This window comes from Snodgrassella sp. CFCC 13594, from assembly GCF_001590725.1.
GTDB lineage: Bacteria > Pseudomonadota > Gammaproteobacteria > Burkholderiales > Neisseriaceae > Snodgrassella.
The window spans coordinates 109,630-129,405 of the sequence record NZ_LQXR01000002.1; the positions used below are offsets into that span (position 1 = coordinate 109,630).

Genomic DNA, 19,776 nt, shown 5'->3' on the forward strand with positions numbered 1-19,776 from the left:
TATCTGCACAAGCCTGCTGAAGCAGACTTATTTATCGTAGAATAATGGTTCTATGACCACACACAAAGAGAGGCCATATCATGGGCTTTAAACCAATCCCCGCCGCCATTGCCGTGGCATTGGGGCTGATTATTGCGTTTGTTATTCCGGTGCCAGAAGGCGTAACCCCACAGGCTTGGCATTTGCTGGCGATGTTTGTGGGCGTTATTGCGGGCATTATTGGCAAGGCGATGCCAATAGGCGCATTGTCTATCATTGCCATCATGCTGGTTGCGTTAACGGGTGTGACTGCGGATAAACCGGGCGATGCCATGAAAGATGCGCTCAGCGGTTTTGCCAATCCACTGATTTGGTTGATTGGTGTGGCCATCATGATTTCACGCGGGCTCTTGAAAACCGGCCTGGGCTCCCGTTTTGCCTATTGGTTTATTGCGGTATGGGGCAAACATACTTTGGGCATTGGTTATAGCTTTGCCATTTCTGAACTGATGTTGGCACCCGTGACGCCCAGCAATACCGCTCGGGGCGGCGGCATTATGCACCCGTTGATGAAAGCCATTGCTGAAAGTTTTGGCTCGCACCCCGATCAAGGTACAGAAAAGAAAATTGGCAAGTATTTGGCCTTGGTGAATTACCATTGCAACCCGATTTCTTCTGCTATGTTTATTACCGCCACTGCCCCCAATCCACTGGTGGTGGATTTGGTGGCCAAAGCCACCAACAGCAATATTCATCTCAGTTGGAGTACCTGGGCCTTGGCGATGCTGTTGCCGGGCGTGGTGGCGATGCTGTTGATGCCATTGGTGCTTTACTGGCTCTATCCTCCAGAAATCAAGAAAACCCCCAATGCAATTGATTTTGCCAAAACCAAATTGCGTGAATTGGGCCAATGAGCCGAGATGAATACATCATGTTGTTTATTTTTGCAGTATTGTTGATTTTATGGGCAGGCATTCCTGCTTTGCTATTGGGCAAGGCTTATACCGTTGATCCTACCACCACGGCGTTTATTGGCTTATCGTTATTGCTGCTGTCAGGGGTATTGAGCTGGGAAGATGTGCTCAAAGAAAAAAGCGCGTGGGACACAATAACGTGGTTTGCGGCTTTGGTGATGATGGCTACTTTTTTGAATAAACTCGGTTTGATTGCTTGGTTTTCCCAAGTGTTGGAAAGTGGTATTGGGCAGTTGGGCTGGGGGTGGCTGGGTTCATGCACTTTATTGCTGTTGGCGTATACCTACGCGCATTATATGTTTGCCAGCACCACTGCCCACATCACCGCCATGTTTGGTGCATTTTATGCCGCTGGGTTGGCGTTAGGTGCTCCGCCGATGTTGTTTGCGCTGATGATGGCCGCTTCTTCCAGCATCATGATGACGCTCACGCATTATGCAACGGGCACATCACCAGTCATTTTTGGCTCTAAATACGTCACCATGTCGGAGTGGTGGAAAGCCGGATTTGTGATGAGTGTGGTGGAATTGTTGGTGTTTGTGGTGGTGGGCGCAGCTTGGTGGAAAATGCTCGGTTATTACTAATGCAAAGGATTCAAGTGCTGTGAACCATTGTGATTCCGGCGCCTGCATCCCACTGGCGGCTTGTATTCTTACCGCGTCTTAATCAGGAAATAGAAGTGGTTAATAAAAAGCGGATGCTGAGCATCCGCTTTTTATTGGTTTCAGGCAGCTTTAAAATGCGTCTAAGGGCAGCGCCAGAATGGCATCGGCTCCCGTATGCACATTTTCTGCATATCCATAAATCTGCGGTAAAACATAGGCAAAATAAGCCTCGGCGACTTGTTGCTGGGCCTGATAAAAATCCGCTCCTAAAGGCGCATTGATGACATCGGTCAACGCGGCGCCTGCAGCCAAATGGTTTTCTGCCACGGCCACTGCACCCAGCGTGCAACTCATTTGATTGAGATAAGCGCAAGCACCCGCTGCCGCTTTTTCCGGTGTCTCCTGCATAAACGACACCATATCATCTACGCTGGTTTGTGCCAGTGTTAAGGCTGCCTGAAGTTGTTTGGCCATGGCTGAATGGACACCCGCTAGTTTGTCTGCCACCGCATGTCCTTGCGCCAAAATTGCTTTGGCAATGTTGCCGCCATTGGCTGCGGTTTTCCGTCCCGCCAAGTCCAAAGCCTGTATGCCATTGGTACCTTCGTATATCGGGGTGATGCGCACATCGCGTACATACTGAGCCACGCCAGTTTCTTCAACATAGCCCATGCCGCCCAATACTTGCATGGCCAAATTGGTGAGCGTGGTGCCATTATCGGTACACCAAGATTTTACAATCGGAATTAAGAAGCTTAACTCGGCATCTGCGCGAGCCCGTTCGCTTTCCACTGGATGGTAGTGGGCTTGATCCAGCGCAGCGCTGGCTTTCATATATAAGGCGCGTTGGGCTGCTAAAGTGGCTTTTTGCACCATCAGCATGCGTCGCACATCTGGGTGCTGAATGATGGGGACAGATTCTTTGTTGCTGCTGCCCAAAGCACGGCTTTGCACGCGCTCTTTGGCATATGCCACTGCATCTTGATAAGCACGCTCAGCCACCGCATGACCTTCAATGCCCACACCCAAGCGGGCATGATTCATCATGGTAAACATGTAGTTCAAGCCTTTGCCCGCCTCACCCACCAGATAGCCTTCAGCACCTTCAAATGACATCACGCAAGTGGGGCTGGCATGGATACCGAGTTTGTGTTCCAACGACACCGCATAAACTGGGTTACGTTTGCCCAAGCTGCCATCGGCATTGATCAAGTATTTGGGTGCGATAAACAGAGAAATACCTTTGACGCCTGCAGGTGCATCAGGCAAACGTGCCAGCACCAGATGAATCACATTTTCTGTGAGTTCATGATCGCCCCAAGTGATGAATATTTTTTGACCAGACAAGGCGTAGGACCCGTCGTCGTTGGGGATGGCTTTGGTTGCCACCTGCGCCAAATCGCTGCCCGCATTGGGTTCGGTTAAATTCATGGTGCCCGACCAAATGCCTTGGCTCATGTTGGGCAAATAGCGTTGCTTTTGTTCGTCGCTGGCATGCGCTTCAATGGCACCAATGGCACCCAAGGTAAGCATTGGCAACAGCGAAAAGGCCAGATTTGCCGAACACCACAGTTCCTCGCAAGCCGACGCAATGATCGAAGGCAAGCCTTGACCTTCGTATTCGACTGGCGCACGTAACCCCAGCCAGCCGGCATCTCGAAACGCATAAAAAGCATTGGCGATGTCTGGATGGGTGATGACTTTGCCATCCACCAAACGAGCGCCATTTAAGTCTCCGCTGCGGTTGGTGGGGGCCAATTCTTGTTCGGCAAACTTGCCGGCCTCTTCCAAAATGGCGTCCACGGTTTCTGCATCCAAACCAGCGGCAAAAGGCATGGCCAGAATCTCTGGTAAGCGGCCATGGGTTGCTAAGGCAAAGCGCAATTCATTTAAAGGGGCGCGATAGGTCATGCTGATATTTCTCCATATTATTTTTTTAATCGCCAAGGCGTTGGTTGGGGGTGCATGGCTTTTGTGCAAAGCACAATGCCATAACCAAGCATAGCAAATTGCCCCCACCTTGCCTACACACGAATCGATAGATCTTTAATCATTGGTATTAAAAACTTGATTATAGTTTTTTCTGTTACTATAATTTCGGCAATTTTACCAAATGAGTTTGTTATGTCTTTTGCTCTTTCTGCCAATGAATTGGAAAACGCGCTGTCTGTTTTGTCGGCCAAAATGCCCAGTATGAATGTGGATTTGATTCTTCTTGGGCGCTTATCGCGCTTATTGCACACGCGCATTACCAACCAATTAAACGATTGCTTGCGCCAGCACGGGCTGACTGAAAGTTTGTGGCATGCCTTATTGGCGGTTTATGCTCAACCCAAGCATGAAATCTTGCCTTCAGAATTAAGTGATGTGCTGAACCTGACACGCACCAGTGCCACCCGTTTATCGGATGAATTGGTGATGAATGGTTGGGCCACTCGCTATACTCACCCCAAAGATCGCCGCAAAATTACCTTAAAGCTAACTGACGCAGGGGAAAAACTAATTCAAGAAGTGAGCCCTGATACCAATGCAGTGCGGCGGCAAATTTGGTCAGCGCTTTCGGCTGATGAGCAACAGCAATTGCGCTGTTTGCTGCAAAAATTATTGGAACACAAATAAGCGCTTCCCCTGTTGTAACGGCGTGAACAAATGCCGAATCAGCAGAGGCGGTATAAATAAGGCATACACATTATGTTGAAAACGATCAAAATCTATCGTGTGCAGGGATTGGTATTGTGCTGTGCGCTGGCACTGAGTGCCTGTGCACAAACTGGGCAGCAGCGGCCTTTGGACAGCGCCATGACAGCAAGCAGTTTGTCTTTGCCCGCGGGCCAGACTGCCGCGGTATCGGCGGCCTGGTGGCGTCAATTGCAGCAACCTACCTTGAATCACTTGATGGATGTGGGCTTGGCTCAGGCGCCAGATTTGCGTATTGCTCAGGCGCGTTTGCGTCAGGCCGAGGCGCAATGGCGTGGGACGGAAGGTCAGGCCGGCGTGCAAATAGGCATCCAGCACGGGCCAATGGCATTTATTTGGATCCGAAACCAGACATCCCCAATTACGATACCAATCATGTTCTGACCAACGAAATGGCGGCGCTGGCGCTCAACTACACATTTGACTTCTGGGGCAAACAGCGCAATACCATTCAGGCAGCCTTGGGGCAAAAAGAGGCGGCGCAATGGCAAGTGGCACAAGCGCGCTTGGTATTGGCTCAGGCCATCGTAGCGCAATATACGCAGTGGCAGTTATTGGATGCACAGCTGGCTGTGGTGGATAAGCGCATTGCAGTCAATGAGCAATTGAAAGCTTTGTTGGCAGGGCGGATTCGTGCTGGGCTATTGCCGGGCAGTGCTGCATATAACCAAGGCCAAGCTTTGCTGTCTTTGCAGTCATCGCAAAAACAGTTGCAAGCGGAGCGTGAGCGCACCCAACACAGTTTGGCGGCTTTGATTGGCCAGCCACCTACTGCTGTGCAGGGCTTGAATCCGCAGGCATTGGGCTCTGTTCCGGTTGTGGCGGTGAATCATTTGCGCGCTGACATATTGGGCCAGCGGCCAGATATCGCGGCTCAACGAGCGTTGTTGCAGTCGCGCTATTTCGGGGTTCAAGCCGCCAAGGCTGAATTTTATCCGAATATTGAAATCAAAGGTTTGGCTGGTTTTTCCCACATTGATGCCTTTGATGTATTGCATTCCAGTTCGCGTTTATTGGGGTTGATGCCAGCCATTACCTTGCCAATTTTCACTTCAGGCAGCCTGAAAGCGAATTTGGCTGGCAAGCATGCCCAATATGATGAGCAGGTAGCGATGTACGATAAAACCGTGGTCACTGCCTTACAACAAGCAGCCGATGCCAGCAGTGATTATCAGCACAGTCAAGACGCCCTACCCCTACAGCAGCAAGCATGGCAGCTGGCACAGAAAAATGCTGATTCCAGTGCCCGTCGTCTGCGGGCTGGTTTGGATAATGGCTTAAACCGACTGCAGTTGGAAGACGCCGCTTTGAGTGCACAGGGTGATTATTTGAAAGTGGCATCATGGCAACAGCAAAGCTGGAATAACCTTCAGGCAGCCTTAGGCGGCGGCTTCATTAATCCGCAAGCCACATCCGCACAAACACACTAAAGAAAACGTTAAATTCCATGAGTAATAATGACATGAACGCAGAAAACAGCACGCCCGCTACAACAGCGCCCACACCCACCCAACCCAGTGCACCCAGGAAAAAAACCAATGGTAAGCGCAAGCGCAACCTGATTATTCTGACCACCATTTTTCTGTTGATTGCATTGGGCTTTTTGTTGATGTATCTCTTGGTTTGGCAACATGAGGAAGGCACTGATGATGCCTATGTCAATGGCCATTTGGTACAAGTGACACCGCAAATCGCCGGGACGGTACAAGCTGTGAATGTGGATGATACCCAAGGCGTGAAAAGCAATCAGGTATTGGTGACGTTGGATGACAGCGATATGCAATTGGCGTATGAACGCGCCCAAAGCGAATTGATCAATGCCATTCGCCAAAATCAGCAGCAAACTGCGGCATCCAGTCAAGCACAGGCTCAAGTTATCGCTCAAAAGGCACAATTGGCGCGTCTGCAGTCGGACTTAAAGCGCCGCGAAAGCTTGGCGGGCACCGATGCGATTTCGGCAGAAGAATTAAGCCATGCGCGTGCGGCTGTGGTGGAAGCACAAGCAGCTTTGGAAGCCACTCAGGCACAAGATAAAGCTGCAAAAGCGGTGATTGGCAACAATGTTGCTTTGCGTCAACAGCCCGCAGTATTGACGGCCATTAGTCATTTGAAAGATGCCTGGCTCAATTTGCAACGTACGCAGATTAAAGCGCCAATGGATGGACAGGTAGCCAAGCGCAACGTACAGGTTGGGCAAAAAGTCGCACCGGGATCGGCGCTGATGGCAGTGGTGCCGTTGCACAATGTGTGGGTGGATGCGAACTTTAAAGAAGGCCAACTGGCCAATATGCGCATTGGCCAACCGGCCACGGTGACTGCCGATGTTTATGGTAGCAAAGTGAAATACCATGGTCGTGTGGCTGGGTTATCCGCTGGGACGGGTTCGGCATTTGCCTTATTGCCCGCGCAAAATGCCACGGGTAACTGGATTAAAGTGGTGCAGCGCTTGCCTGTGCGTATTGAATTGGATGCCAAAGAATTGGCCGAACATCCTTTGCGTGTAGGCTTGTCTATGGATGTGGAAGTCAACACCCAAAATAAAAATGGCAAAGACATGACCAATGTGGGTGAACCGAATAAAGGCGATAAATTGGCTGATGTTGATTGGGCGCCGGTGAATACCATCATCGACAAAATTTTTGCGCAGTACGCTCAATAAAGGCTGCCTGAATGCGTGTTTCTCCATTAAGCGGTACCCCCTTGGTATTGGTGACCATCGCCTTGTCGTTGGCGGTGTTTATGCAGGTGCTTGACTCCACCATCGCCAATGTGGCACTGCCTACCATTGCCGGGAACCTGGGTGCAGCCACTAACCAAGGTACTTGGGTGATTACCTCGTTTGCGGTGGCCAATGCCATTTCAGTGCCGTTAACCGGATGGTTGGCGCGGCGCTATGGCGAGGTGAAAGTTTTTGTGGCCTCGACTTTATTGTTTGTGGTGGCTTCATTTCTGTGTGGTATTGCGCCCAGCCTTGGTCTATTGGTGTTATTTCGGGTTATTCAAGGTGCAGTTGCGGGGCCCATGATTCCATTGTCGCAAAGCTTGTTGATGGCGGCGTATCCGCCGGAAAAAAGGCCGATGGCCTTGGCGCTGTGGTCGATGGTGATCATTGTGGCGCCCATTTTTGGCCCGATTTTAGGGGGCATCATCAGTGACAACTGGCATTGGGGCTGGATCTTTTTCATCAATATTCCCATCGGTATTGTGGCTGGGTGGGTGGCCTGGCGCCAACTCAAACACCGAGAAACCGAAATCGTGCATCAACCCATAGATCGCCTGGGTTTGGCATTGATGGTGGTGGGTGTGGGTGCATTGCAGATGATGCTGGATCGTGGCCGTGAGCTGGACTGGTTTTCATCTACCGAAATCATTGTATTGGCGGTGCTGGCCGTGGTGTGCCTGAGTTATTTTGTGATTTGGGAATGGTATGCCGAGCACCCGATCGTGGATTTGCAGCTGTTTCGTGATCGTAATTTCACCGTTGGCGTTATTACCTTAAGCACCGCGTTTATGGTGTACATGGGCGCCATTGTATTGCTGCCCTTGGTGTTGCAAACACAGCTTGGCTACACCGCTACTTGGGCCGGTTTGGCTACTGCGCCGATTGGCATTTTCCCAGTGCTACTTTCGCCTTTGATTGGTAAATTTGGGAATCGTTTGGACATGCGTGCTTTGGTTACTGTCAGCTTTCTGGTGTATGCCGGGTGCTTTTTCTGGCGCAGTGAATTCAACGCCCAAATGGATTTCATGGATGTGTTTTGGCCACAATTTATCCAGGGTATTGGTATGGCCATGTTTTTCATGCCACTCACGCAGATTACACTGTCACGCATACCTGGCAATCAAATTGCGGCCGCTTCCAGTATTTCCAATTTTGTGCGTATTTTGGCCGGTGGTATTGGTACCTCACTGGTAACCACCATGTGGGATAGGCGTGAAGCACTACACCACAGCCGCTTAGTTGAATCCATCAATCCTTACAACGATACCGCCAATCAAACACTCAATGGCATGGGACAAATGGGCATGGCTGCGCCACAACAATATGGCATGCTCGAGCGCATCATTGAGCAACAAACCAACATAATGGGTGCCAATGATATTTTTTGGCTCTGTGGTGTAACCTTTGTGGCGTTGGTTGTGTTGGTGTGGTTTGCCAAGCCACCTTTCGGCTCCAAAGGTGGCGGTGGGGCGCACTGATTGCGCAATAAGCGATTGGGATAACCATGAGTACAGCACAGGCTGCCTGAACAGTTTCAGGCAGCCTGCTTGCGATGTTTGTGGTACGAAACTGTGCTGAACGCCGACTCACGCTCATTAAGCGTGGCTTCGGCGCGACGCCATCGTTTTTATCTGCTGGTTGATTGTTGAGCCATGCCATTGCCTGCTGCATTATGTTGAGTGGGGTTAGTTAGCAGCGCAATCAGACAACAACTCGGCAAAATAGTATGTATTTGGCTGCTTGGCCATGAGACGCATTCAGAATTTTGTCCACAGCGGCAGTAACAAGCGCCAAGCCAAATAAAACATCATCACCGCAATTAATCCATCGAGAATTTGCCAAACTCGCTCGCGACGGAACCATGGCAACAACACTCGAGCACCAAAAGCCAGGCCATAAAACCATAAGCCAGATAGCGTGCTGGCGCCCATCCAAAAAGCCATTTTCTGAGTGGAATTGAGTGGTGCGGCCACGCTGCCAATGAGCCAAACTGTATCCAAATACACATGGGGGTTGAGTAGAGTGATGGCCAAGGTAATCCAAGCGATTTGGCGGGCAGGTGCTGGTGTTGAATCTGCTTGTTGCTGTAATGCCAAATGACTGCCGCCGCGCCAAGCACGAAGAGCTGCAAACACGCCATAACCCACTAAGAATAGAACCCCCGCATATGTAACCAGCGTCATCAACAAAGGGTGCTGTTTGCTGGCCGAAGCCATGCCCGCAATGCCGAATGCCATTAGCACCATGTCGCACAGCCAACATATGCTGGCCACCAGCAGCGTGTGTTGCTTGAGCAATCCTTGTTGTAATACAAAAGTGTTTTGTGCGCCGACGGCCACGATTAGGCCGCTCATCATGATGGCGCCATCCAGAAATACCTGCAACCCCATATTGCCTCCCATTGGTTGATGCGCGGATGATCGGATGAATACGGGCGTTAGGCAAACGCGACCACAAATTTTCAGGTTGCCTGAAAATCTGTGTTTGTGGTGATCAATGGGCATGTGTCACCATACCCATCTGATGATAGAAAGTGAAATTATGTTGGTAGACGCCAAACAATCAGCCGCCTTTTTGGCGGTAGTGCAATGGGGCAGCTTTGAGCGTGCCGCTGAGGCGCTGCATTTATCCTCATCGGCGGTGTCGCAGCGAATCCGTACCCTAGAAAGCCACATGGGTTGTGTGTTGGTGACGCGGCAACGGCCTTGTGTGGCCACTAAAGATGGATTAAAACTGTTGCGTTACTTGCGCAGCGCCGCCTTGCTTTCGGAAGAAATGCAGCGTGATTTTTCAGGGCAATGCGGTCCGATCACCTTGAATTTAGCGGTCAATTATGACGCTCTGGATACTTGGCTCACACCGGTATTGGCGCAGCTGGCGGAAACCTATCCCGTATTGTTTGAGTTGCATGGTGACGATTTGGAACACACCTTGCGCTGGTTGGCTGAAGGTAAAGTGGTGGCGGCATTCAGTAGCGAGAGTAAAGCATTGAATGGATGCGAAGTGGCCTTTTTGGGCTACCACCGATACCGCATGTTGGCCAGCCAGACTTTTGCACAACGTTACTTCCGCGAAGGCATCAACCGCCAGACTTTGGCCGCTGCGCCGCTGATCGGATTCAACCGGAAAGACCAGGTAAACCACACCTTTCTGCAGCGCTACTTCAATTATGCTGCCGATGCTTGCCCGATTCATTATGTGCCGGGTAGTCATGCTTATTTTCAAGCGGTGTTGTATGGCATGGGCTGGGGTATGATTCCAACGGGACAGGGAGAGGCAGAGGTGGCGCAAGGATTGCTGCGGGACATGGTACCTGGATGCTATGTTGATGTGCCCGTGTATTGGCATGTGTGGCAAGTACGTTCGGTGTATTTGCAGCAAGTCAGCGAGCGCTTGCAATCGCTGGGCAAAGCCCATTTGGTGCAGGTGGAACAAGGGGCGAAATAGGCTATAGTATGGAATATGCGGTTGTTTTGATGAGCCATCGGCTGATTGCCGATCACGCCCTCACCCATAAAGGTTGCCTGAAGCGCTGTTAATATTGAAAGCGCCTCAGGCCCATTTAAGGTGGATTGTGGACAAAGACAACCAATCCATGCATGGTTTTCAATGCCGCATTCAATAAGCCTAAATTTTTATTTCAGGCAGACTTAAGCCAGTGCTGCGCGCAGTTGTTCGGCCAACGCAGCCAGTTCTGCTTGGTCGGCCATGCCGCCTTCGTGCTGGTGCAGTTCGTGGACATTGCCCGGAATCAAGTGAATGTGATAGTGGAACACAGATTGGCCGGCTTGAGCGCCGTTGAGTTGCATTTGCACTATGCCATCGCGGTGCAGTACATGACGCTGTGCCACCACCACTTTTTGGGCCGTGGCGAATACCGCCAGCAGGTATTCAGGCGTCATGTCGCACAGTTCGATGGCTGCACATTTGGGTACCACCAAAACATGGCCGCGGGCTTGAGGCATGACATCCATAAAGGCCAAGGTTTTGTCGTCTTCAAAAACACGGTGGCAGGGAATGTCGCCACGAATGATTTTGGCGAAAATATTGTTGCTGTCGTATGGGGTTTGCATGTCGTTCTCCTGTAATTTTGGGTTGCCTGAACGTTCCTTGAGTGGCGAATGAGTTAAATTTGGGTGAGTTTACTTTTGGCAAATAACGTATCCAATTCTTTGATGCCGTTTTTGCCAAAGTTGATGGTGAGTCGCGCGTGCTCGCCTTTGGTTGCCGCATCAATGATAACGCCAGTACCGAATTTTTCGTGACGCACATTTTGACCAAGCCTAAAGCCATCGAAATCAATGGCGTTTTCAGCCGGAGCGTTGCTGTGTTGGCGGGCTGGATGGGTGCGTGTAAAAGACGCCGGTTTGGTGATTAGGTTGCCTGAAAGCTGCGCTGATAAATGATGCACCACTGCTGTTGGAATTTCATCCACAAAGCGGGAGATTAAACCAAAATGCGTTTGACCATGCAGCAGCCGTTGTTGGGCCATGCTGATGTACAGGCGTTTTTTGGCGCGGGTAATGGCCACATACATTAGGCGGCGTTCTTCCTCTAAGCCATGGCGCTCGGCCAAACTGTATTCGCTGGGGAAAAGTCCTTCCTCCATGCCTGTGAGGAACACCGCATCAAATTCCAAACCTTTGGCTGCATGAATGGTCATCAGCTGCAATGCATCTTCACCCTGACCCGCTTGATGCTCACCCGATTCCAATGCGGCGCTGCTTAAGAAGGCCAATACCGGGAACGCGGGGTTGGTTTCGGCATGTTCCGGCAAAACCTCAAAATTTGATTCCAACGGTTTGAATGCCACCGCAGCACTCACCAATTCTTCCAAATTATCGATACGGTCTTGGTGTTCGCCTTTTTGATTGCGATAGTATTCCATGAGCCCGCTATCATGCACTGCGGCCTGCATCAATTCAGGCAGCTGGACATGACCTACTTGGGCATGTAGGTTTTCCACCAGCCGCACAAATGCCGCTACTTTGGCTTGTTTGCCGCCCAGCGTACAGGTTGCCTGCCACAAGGATATGCCTTGCGTGGCCGCTGCTGCCTGGATATGCTCAATGGTGCGTGCGCCTATGCCGCGGGTGGGCACATTGATGACCCGCAGCAACGCATTATCGTCATCTGGGTTTACTGCCAAGCGCAAATAAGCCAGCGCATGTTTGATTTCCTGGCGCTCGTAAAAGCGCAGACCACCATAGATTTTGTACGGTACATTTGCTCGGAAAAGGGCCTGTTCCAATACCCGTGATTGGGCATTGCTGCGGTACAGCACCGCCATATTTTGAAATGACCAGCCTTCACGGTTCAGTGACTTGGTTTCATCCACGACAAACTGTGCTTCTTCCACATCATTAAGGGCCTGCAAAATACGAATTTTTTCGCCTTCGCCTGCATCGGTGCACAGGTTTTTTCCTAGGCGTTCGGCATTGTGCGCAATCACAGCATTAGCAGCAGTGAGAATATTGCCCACCGAGCGGTAGTTCTGCTCCAACTTAATGGGTGCTTCTACCCCGAATTCGCGGATGAACTGGGTCATGTTGCCTACATCAGCACCCCGAAAACGGTAAATACTTTGGTCGTCATCACCCACGGCAAAAACGGCTGCATGACTGCCTGCTAGAAGTTTTAGCCAAGCATATTGTAATTTATTGGTGTCTTGGAATTCATCCACTAAGATATGATTAAAACGATGCTGATAATGGGTGCGCAACGCCTCATTGGCTTGCAGTAATTCATAGCTGCGCAACATCAGCTCGGCAAAATCCACTACGCCTTCGCGGTGACACAAAGCATCATAGGCAGCATAGCACTCAATCATGCGGTGGGTGTGCGGATCAGGGGCATTGAGCTGGCTGGCGCGCAAACCCGCTTCTTTTTGTGCATTAATGAAACCTTGTAGGCTGCGAGGTGCAATGATTTCTTCGGCGATATTGAGGCTTTTTAATAGGCGTTTGATCACCGCCAATTGATCACCGCTGTCAAGAATCTGGAAGCCATTGGGTAGGCCTGCGTCTTTATAATGTAGACGCAGAAATCGATGACACAGACCATGAAAAGTACCCAGCCACATGGCGCGTACGGGAATGGGCAGCATGGCCGATAAACGCAGCTGCATTTCTTTGGCGGCTTTGTTGGTGAACGTTACTGCCAAAATGCTGTGTACACTGGCTTGCCCGGTTTGAATCAACCAGGCAATACGGGTGGTGAGCACTCGGGTTTTGCCGCTACCAGCGCCCGCCAGTACCAATGCCGCTTGCGGCGGCCAGGTTACTGCTGCTAATTGTTCGGAGTTGAGACCAGCCAATAGGCTGCCTGAAGATGAAATGTCCATAGTGGGCTATTGTAGCCGATTGGGCATGAAAAAGCCGCTGGCATGGTGGCCTGCGGCTGGAGATAAGAAGTCTTATGGTTTTAGAACCATGCTTTAATCAATGCGGCTGTACCAGCAATGCCGCCAATTAAGCCAACTGCTGAAGCAGCAGTGCCCATGGTGCCATTGATTTCGTTGCGTTTGTTTTGGCGTTTTTGGGATTCCAAAGCCAGCTCTTCAGAAACATTTTGGCGTTGACGACGATGCTGTTCCAGCTCGGCACGGGACAATTGTGCCGAAGCTTGATTGCGGCCGGCTTTAATGGCTGCGGAGTCGTCACCCATGGCATAATCGCCTACTGAGCCGCCAGTGGCACAGCCGGTCACCAAAAAGGCAGATAAAGATAAAGCAATCAGAATTTTTTTCATTGGTTTTCCCTGGTCTCGATTCGGAGATTAGTGCAATAAATAGATTTTTTGGCCACTGGTTGCCTTGCGATACGCATCAGCTTGCTTATCAATGACTTCATAGTATTCTTGGCGGCGCTCAGCTCGTTCGGCACGTTCATCTGCCTTCACTCGGGCAGAATCAGCTTGCATTCTTGCTTCTGTTTCTGGCGAGCTCACAAACGTTTTATTGCCATAAGAAACGCCAGTACAAGCAGACAACAACATTCCCCCCAACAGTAAAATACTCAGTGATTTCATTGTGTTTATTCCTGTAAAATTATGTCAATTTACTCAGCCGAATCATAGCCAAGGTTTGCTTGAATAGGCAAGTATTTATTTATCATGCATTGATACAATCAGACCCAATTCGAAAAATGAATTTGGGATGGTTGGGTGATGATTGTAAGAGATCGGATTACTACCAGATAAAGGGTGCCATTCAAATGAATTGCTTCGAAGCCAACCATACCGATAATTTGGCACCGTGGACGCTGTTGGATGGCGGCATGGGCCGTGAATTATTGAAACAAGGCGCGCCATTTCGGCAACCACAGTGGTCTGCTTTGGCCCTGATGGAGGCTCCAGAAACGGTGCTGGCGGTACATCGTGGGTTCATTGCGGCGGGAGCCAAGTGATCACCACCAACAGCTATGCTTTGGTTCCTTTTCACTTGGGAGCGCCAGCGTTTTATGCGCACGGACAACAATGGGCTGATTTGGCAGGGCGGCTGGCTCGCCAAGCGGTGCAGGAATCTAGGCGAAATGTGCGCGTGGCGGCCTCATTACCGCCTTTGTTTGGCTCTTATCAGCCAGCACTTTTTGACGTGGTGCGCGCCCCCGAGATTGCCCAACGCTTAATTGCTGGTTTGGCGCCTTATGCTGATATATGGCTCGCTGAAACCTTATCATCCATTCAGGAAGCAGAATTTATTCAATCAATGTTGCCTGAAAGTAGCCAACCTTTTTGGGTGTCGTTTACTTTGGCTGATGAGGCGGGGGGGACTAGGCCAATCTTGCGTTCGGGGGAGCCGGTTGCTGAAGCCACTCAAGCCATGTTGTCTCTGGGCGTTGATGCTTTGTTGTTTAACTGCAGTGCACCAGAGACTATGTTGGCCGCCATTCAGACAGCTCAACAGGTCATGGCGAGTTCTGGTCAGTTTTGCCCCATTGGGGTCTACGCCAATGCCTTTTGTTCGCATGACGCCGAAGCGGAAACAGCCGCCAATGAATACTTGGATGACATGCGCCCTGATCTAACCATTCGAGCCTATGCGGCGTTAGCCGAACAATGGCTGGCAGCAGGCGCCACATTGATTGGCGGGTGCTGCGGTATTGGGCCCGAGTACATTCGGGCTTTGGCTGATCTTCAATGCCGAGGTGGTGGCTAATTTCTATTGCGCACAGAGCGTGTGCATGGGCTGCTATTGGCCGCCACGCACCGCTTGCCATGCACTGTCCAAACGGGCTCCGGCGGCATTCAGCAAGGCGTCATTTTGCTGCCGTGCTGCATCAGCTTGGTTCAGCGCACCTTGCAATTGGGTGACGTCGGCCTGAGCTCGGTTCAATCGCGCTTGTGCGGATTCCAGCTGCGCTTGTAAATCCAGTGTTTTGGTTTGGGTTGTGCGTTGTGCCGATAAGGCCGATTGATAGGCTGTTTGCGCGCTCAATAAATCGGCTTCTGCCTGCGTTTGCGCCCATAATGGCGCAGCCAAAACGGATACCAGCCCGGCACTGATCCAGATGGATAGATGCTGTTTCATCTTGGGTACTCTCCTGAAATGGTGGGGTTGCCTGAAGTACATCACAATGACTTGCCACAAACTCGTTTGTATTGTTGCTCTGAGGCAGAGCCGCGGATGACTGTCATCGGCCGCATTTGGCTGGCATTGTATTGCTCTTGTCGAACTGTACTGCCCCGTTCATCTAATAGTTGCAATGCGCTCAGACGAAACGTTTTTCGAGTGCAATCCATTTCCCAAGTGCCAATGGCTACTTTGTATGCGGGCGTATTGTTGAAGCGCTCTTGCTTGGTGTCGATGATGGTTTTTTTGTCGCGGAATGTGGCCAAGCCACCTTGATGGCGAATGCTGGATGTATCCAACGCGTGGCGTATATTGCCGCTGCCATCTTCACCCAGAGGCTGCCAATTACCGCTCACACTGGGGCCGCTACTGGTGGCGCAAGCGGCCACTAAACAGGCTGTGGTCAATGCCAAACCAAAGGGCTTAAAAATATGTTGATTCATGATGTTGTCCTCAATTAACCCACCTTTTTGCCGTGCAATCGCCATGAAGTTAAGCAGTCAATGCAGTACAATAGCGCCACTTGGCTAGGTGAAGGTGTGTTGTGGTTGGTTCAGAGCAAATTCTACACGATGTTTTCGGTTATCCCGAATTTCGCGGCCAACAGGCTGATATCATCAATACTTTGGTGGCGGGCGACTCGGCTTTGGTGCTGATGCCCACGGGCGCCGGTAAATCTTTGTGTTATCAAATTCCAGCGCTGATGAGAGAAGGCGTGGCCATTGTGGTGTCGCCGTTAATTGCCTTGATGCAGGATCAGGTGGCGGCGTTAACTGCTGCTGGGGTTCAGGCAGCCTGTGTGCACAGTGCACTGCCTTTGATGATATTAGGGCCATTAGCGATGCCATTGCGGGAGGCACCATAAAATTGTTGTATGTGGCTCCAGAGCGGTTGGTGTCGCCAAAATTTCTGCAATTTTTGCACCACACGCCGATTAGCTTGTTTGCCATTGACGAAGCCCATTGCGTGAGTCAATGGGGCCATGATTTCCGCCCTGAATATCAACAGCTGGGGTTGCTGGTCGATCAATTCCCAGACGTGCCGCGTATTGCGCTTACCGCGACAGCGGATGCAGCGACCCGCGCCGATATCCAATATTATTTGGGCTTAACCGACGCGCGGGTATTTGTTGCCAGTTTTGATCGGCCCAATATTGATTATCAAGTTATTGAAAAAAACAGTGGCAAAAAGCAGCTGTTGCAATTTATCCAAAAACAAATGTCTGGGCAAAACGGCATCGTGTATTGTCTCTCGCGCAAGCGGGTGGAGGACATTGCAGCTTTTTTACGTGAGCAGGGCTTGGATGCCATTCCTTACCATGCTGGATTAAGCTGGGCCGAACGCAGCGCCAATCAACGCCGGTTTACGCAAGACGATGGCGTTATTGTGGTGGCTACGGTGGCTTTTGGCATGGGCATAGATAAGCCGGATGTACGTTTTGTTGCGCACCTCGATATGCCGGCGAGCATTGAGCATTTTTACCAAGAATCTGGGCGTGCGGGGCGTGATGGTTTGCCTGCCGTGAGCTGGCTTTGCTATGGGTTGAATGACTGGGTGCTGTTGCGTGACCGCATCATGGCCAGTGAAAAAGATGAGGCGCAGAAGCACATTGATTTGCAAAAGCTTGATGCCATGCTTGCTTTTTGTGAAACCACTTCGTGTCGGCGCAGCATGCTGTTGCACTATTTCGGCGAAAATAGCGGTGTTTGTGGGCATTGTGATAATTGTGTGTCGCCGCCGGATCGCTTCGATGGCACGGTGCTGGTGCAAAAATTACTTTCTTGCGTGTATCGCGTGGGTCAGCGTTTTGGTATTGCATATGTGATTGATGTGTTGCGTGGGCGTGACTCTGATTGGGTAAAGCGGTTTGGGCACGAGCAGTTGTCGACATTCGGGGTGGGTGCCAGTGTGTCTGCCAAAGATTGGCGCACGGTCGTACGCCAGAGTGTGGTGGCCGGTTATCTTACTATTGAACCCGCCAGCCAAACGTTGCGTTTGGCGCCAGCAGCGAGGGCGGTATTGAAAGGTGAAACGCAGGTATGGTTGCGACCATTCCGCCGTTCATCCGGTGTTTTAGCTGGGAAAATGCAAGCTGCGTGGCTACGCACTGAGCGGGAAGAGCGTTTGTGGCAGGCATTGCGACAATGGCGTAAACAGCGCGCCAGTGACACCAATGTGCCCGCCTACACTATTTTTGCTGATCGAACCTTGCAAGATTTAGTACAGAATCCCCCACACAATGCTGCTGATTTGAGTAGCATCTATGGTTTAGGGGAAAGCAAAATTCGCCATTTTGGTCATGATATTCTCACCATTTGCCAAGAATGGGCTGCCTGAAAAAACCACCGGCTGTTTTCAGGCAGCCGGTAGGGTAGGAATACACTTATTGAAATGCAGATGGTTTATGGATTTTGCTGACGAACCTTAATGGCATCGGCCAATTGGGCCAATAATATTTCTGTATCTGACCAGCCGATACAGGCATCGGTAATGCTTTTGCCATAAATTTCAGGCTTATCCTGGCGGCCTTCCTCTATATTGCTCTCTACCATCACACCCATGATGTGCTTGTCGCCTGCTTTGATTTGATTGGCCACATCTTCAGCCACTTCCATTTGTCGCCTATAGTCTTTGCGACTGTTGGCATGGCTGAAGTCCACCATCAATTGCGTAGTAGTGCCGGCTTTTTGTAATTGCGCTACTGCTGCCACAACGTGCTCATGGCTGTAATTGGGTTCTTTCCCGCCCCGTAAAATCACATGACAATCGGGGTTGCCGCTAGTGCGAACAATGGCAGAGTGACCAGCTTTGGTGACCGATAAAAAATGATGCGGATGGCTAGCCGCACCAATGGCATCAATGGCAATTTTTAAATTGCCGTCGGTGCCATTTTTAAAGCCCACAGGGCAAGATAAACCGGATGCCAGTTCCCGATGCACTTGGCTTTCGGTGGTACGCGCCCCAATGGCACCCCAAGCAATCAAATCTGCAAAATACTGCGGGGTAATCATATCTAAAAATTCAGTGGCGGCGGGAATGCCCATGTTATTGAGTTTCAGTAACAAATCTCGAGCTTGGCGCAAGCCAAAATTGATGTCGTAAGTGCCATCCAAGTGTGGGTCATTGATTAAGCCTTTCCAGCCCACGGTGGTGCGCGGCTTTTCAAAATAGACGCGCATCACAATCAATAATTCGTTGCTGTATTTTTCACGCAAAGGCAGCAATCGCTGAGCATAATCCAAGGCTGCTTTGGGATCATGAATAGAGCAAGGGCCGATGATGACCAGCAAGCGAGAATCTCGACCATGAACCAAGTCGGCGATGCCGTGGCGGGTATCATGCACCAATTCAGCAGCTTCTTCGGTAATGGGTAATTCATATAAGTGCGCAATAGGTGGTAGTAATTCTTTAATTTCTTTTATTTTTACGTCATCGGTTTGGCGCGGTAATGCGGGGCTCATGGTGGTTCCTATAACACATCGTCTTTTTGAATGTATTGGTCAGCGTATCGGGTTTGTTGGGAAAAAGCAAGTCATAATGCTTGATATTGAAATTAAATTGCCACCATATCAATTTTTTTGCCTAAAATTTTTAAAATAATTTATTTAATTGTATTTTATTAAAATAAACTGCCAAAAATAGTGATTTTATTGTGCAGGCATGGCAATGAGCTAGGCGCGATGTGGCTCTGCCGTACAATAGCGCCCCTGTGGTTCGAAAACCTCCCACAATAAAAAACTAAGGAAATCATTATGCGTTCTGACGACTCCATGCGGAGTGTGCATCTATTGGGCAGTGGTCATACCGATTATGCGTTTGATTATGCCCCTCATGTGCTGGAAACCTTCGATAATCAGCATCTCGATCATGACTATGCCGTTAAATTCATTTGTCCCGAATTTACGAGCGTGTGCCCTAAAACTGGTCAGCCTGATTTTGCCACCTTATATATCAATTATTGGCCCCATCTCAAAATGGTGGAAAGCAAATCATTGAAACTTTATTTGTTTAGCTTTCGTAATCATGGCGACTTTCATGAAGATTGCGTCAACATCATTCGCCGCGATTTGGTGGCGTTGATGCAGCCGAAATACCTCGAAGTATTGGGCGAATTCACGCCTCGCGGCGGCATCGCTATTCATCCTTATGCCAATTACGGCGAGCCGAATACTGAGTATGCCAATTTGGCGGCAGCGCGGCTGCGTGGGCTGGCGTTTAAATAATTGA

The 19,776-nt window shown here is 50.3% G+C and carries 16 protein-coding genes, 3 pseudogenes and 1 riboswitch; of the genes and pseudogenes, 10 read left to right on the plus strand and 9 right to left on the minus strand.

All coding sequences use genetic code 11. The annotated features are described in order from the left end of the window. The first annotated feature begins 80 nt into the window (after nucleotides 1-80). Nucleotides 81-1,537, plus strand: a pseudogene (locus A2F46_RS02190) (DASS family sodium-coupled anion symporter). A 150-nt stretch (nucleotides 1,538-1,687) separates the two neighbouring features. On the opposite strand, the gene A2F46_RS02195 reads toward A2F46_RS02190, so the two are convergent. After that, on the minus strand, nucleotides 1,688-3,469 hold the full coding sequence (locus A2F46_RS02195; protein WP_066566060.1) for an acyl-CoA dehydrogenase: 1,782 nt from the start codon (nucleotides 3,467-3,469) through the stop codon (nucleotides 1,688-1,690). A gap of 213 nt (nucleotides 3,470-3,682) precedes the next feature. On the opposite strand from A2F46_RS02195, the gene A2F46_RS02200 reads away from it, so the two are divergent. The 5 genes from A2F46_RS02200 (at nucleotide 3,683) to A2F46_RS02220 (ending at nucleotide 8,455) form a co-directional block, all read left to right on the plus strand. Continuing rightward, nucleotides 3,683-4,177: a MarR family transcriptional regulator gene (locus A2F46_RS02200; RefSeq protein WP_066566062.1), complete on the plus strand. Its 495-nt coding sequence runs from the start codon at nucleotides 3,683-3,685 to the stop codon at nucleotides 4,175-4,177. A gap of 72 nt (nucleotides 4,178-4,249) precedes the next feature. Further along, the gene (locus tag A2F46_RS12260) at nucleotides 4,250-4,639 is read left to right on the plus strand and encodes a hypothetical protein (protein WP_066566064.1); all 390 of its coding nucleotides are present in this window, start codon (nucleotides 4,250-4,252) and stop codon (nucleotides 4,637-4,639) included. After that, the gene (locus A2F46_RS02210) at nucleotides 4,591-5,685 is read left to right on the plus strand and encodes a TolC family protein (protein ID WP_197457525.1); all 1,095 of its coding nucleotides are present in this window, start codon (nucleotides 4,591-4,593) and stop codon (nucleotides 5,683-5,685) included. The genes A2F46_RS12260 and A2F46_RS02210 overlap by 49 nt, the downstream gene beginning before the upstream one ends. Nucleotides 5,686-5,702: 17 nt before the next feature. Further along, complete coding sequence (locus tag A2F46_RS02215; RefSeq protein WP_082783541.1) at nucleotides 5,703-6,914, plus strand: efflux RND transporter periplasmic adaptor subunit; 1,212 nt, start codon at nucleotides 5,703-5,705, stop codon at nucleotides 6,912-6,914. Nucleotides 6,915-6,925: 11 nt separating this feature from the next. After that, on the plus strand, nucleotides 6,926-8,455 hold the full coding sequence (locus A2F46_RS02220; protein ID WP_066566070.1) for a DHA2 family efflux MFS transporter permease subunit: 1,530 nt from the start codon (nucleotides 6,926-6,928) through the stop codon (nucleotides 8,453-8,455). 279 nt (nucleotides 8,456-8,734) lie between these two features. Here the strand turns inward: A2F46_RS02220 and A2F46_RS02225 are convergent, their stop codons facing one another. Further along, complete coding sequence (locus A2F46_RS02225; RefSeq protein ID WP_231867682.1) at nucleotides 8,735-9,481, minus strand: LysE/ArgO family amino acid transporter; 747 nt, start codon at nucleotides 9,479-9,481, stop codon at nucleotides 8,735-8,737. Nucleotides 9,482-9,518: 37 nt separating this feature from the next. On the opposite strand from A2F46_RS02225, the gene A2F46_RS02230 reads away from it, so the two are divergent. After that, a complete protein-coding gene (locus tag A2F46_RS02230; protein ID WP_197457526.1) occupies nucleotides 9,519-10,424 on the plus strand; it encodes a LysR family transcriptional regulator ArgP in 906 nt (301 codons plus the stop codon). 203 nt (nucleotides 10,425-10,627) lie between these two features. Here A2F46_RS02230 and A2F46_RS02235 read toward each other — a convergent pair whose 3' ends face one another. The 4 genes from A2F46_RS02235 to A2F46_RS02250 all read right to left on the minus strand — a co-directional run bounded on the left by A2F46_RS02235 (nucleotide 10,628) and on the right by A2F46_RS02250 (nucleotide 14,006). Next, complete coding sequence (locus A2F46_RS02235) at nucleotides 10,628-11,050, minus strand: HIT family protein (RefSeq protein WP_066566073.1); 423 nt, start codon at nucleotides 11,048-11,050, stop codon at nucleotides 10,628-10,630. Between the two features lie 53 nt (nucleotides 11,051-11,103). Further along, nucleotides 11,104-13,320, minus strand: a complete 2,217-nt coding sequence (locus A2F46_RS02240) for a UvrD-helicase domain-containing protein (protein ID WP_066566074.1) — start codon at nucleotides 13,318-13,320, stop codon at nucleotides 11,104-11,106. Between the two features lie 80 nt (nucleotides 13,321-13,400). Beyond that, entirely contained in the window at nucleotides 13,401-13,727 is a 327-nt protein-coding gene (locus A2F46_RS02245; RefSeq protein ID WP_066566075.1) for an NGK_0946 family protein, read from the minus strand. A gap of 27 nt (nucleotides 13,728-13,754) precedes the next feature. Then, complete coding sequence (locus A2F46_RS02250; RefSeq protein ID WP_066566076.1) at nucleotides 13,755-14,006, minus strand: hypothetical protein; 252 nt, start codon at nucleotides 14,004-14,006, stop codon at nucleotides 13,755-13,757. Between the two features lie 248 nt (nucleotides 14,007-14,254). On the opposite strand from A2F46_RS02250, the pseudogene A2F46_RS02255 reads away from it, so the two are divergent. Next, nucleotides 14,255-15,135, plus strand: a pseudogene (locus A2F46_RS02255) (homocysteine S-methyltransferase family protein). A gap of 33 nt (nucleotides 15,136-15,168) precedes the next feature. On the opposite strand, the gene A2F46_RS02260 reads toward A2F46_RS02255, so the two are convergent. Both A2F46_RS02260 and A2F46_RS02265 read right to left on the minus strand, forming a co-directional pair. Continuing rightward, nucleotides 15,169-15,507 (minus strand): hypothetical protein, encoded by a 339-nt coding sequence (locus tag A2F46_RS02260; protein ID WP_066566084.1) that lies wholly within the window; start codon nucleotides 15,505-15,507, stop codon nucleotides 15,169-15,171. A 41-nt stretch (nucleotides 15,508-15,548) separates the two neighbouring features. After that, nucleotides 15,549-15,992 (minus strand): surface-adhesin E family protein, encoded by a 444-nt coding sequence (locus A2F46_RS02265; protein ID WP_066566459.1) that lies wholly within the window; start codon nucleotides 15,990-15,992, stop codon nucleotides 15,549-15,551. A 101-nt stretch (nucleotides 15,993-16,093) separates the two neighbouring features. Between A2F46_RS02265 and recQ the strand changes: the two are divergent. Then, nucleotides 16,094-17,880: pseudogene (gene recQ / locus A2F46_RS02270) on the plus strand (DNA helicase RecQ); the annotation flags it as partial. A 71-nt stretch (nucleotides 17,881-17,951) separates the two neighbouring features. Here the strand turns inward: recQ and aroG are convergent. Beyond that, nucleotides 17,952-19,010: a 3-deoxy-7-phosphoheptulonate synthase AroG gene (gene aroG / locus A2F46_RS02275; RefSeq protein ID WP_066566087.1), complete on the minus strand. Its 1,059-nt coding sequence runs from the start codon at nucleotides 19,008-19,010 to the stop codon at nucleotides 17,952-17,954. Nucleotides 19,011-19,252: 242 nt separating this feature from the next. Continuing rightward, nucleotides 19,253-19,297: riboswitch (PreQ1 riboswitch) on the plus strand. Nucleotide 19,298: 1 nt separating this feature from the next. On the opposite strand from aroG, the gene queF reads away from it, so the two are divergent. Further along, nucleotides 19,299-19,772, plus strand: a complete 474-nt coding sequence (gene queF / locus A2F46_RS02280) for a preQ(1) synthase (RefSeq protein WP_066566090.1) — start codon at nucleotides 19,299-19,301, stop codon at nucleotides 19,770-19,772. Nucleotides 19,773-19,776 lie beyond the last annotated feature (4 nt).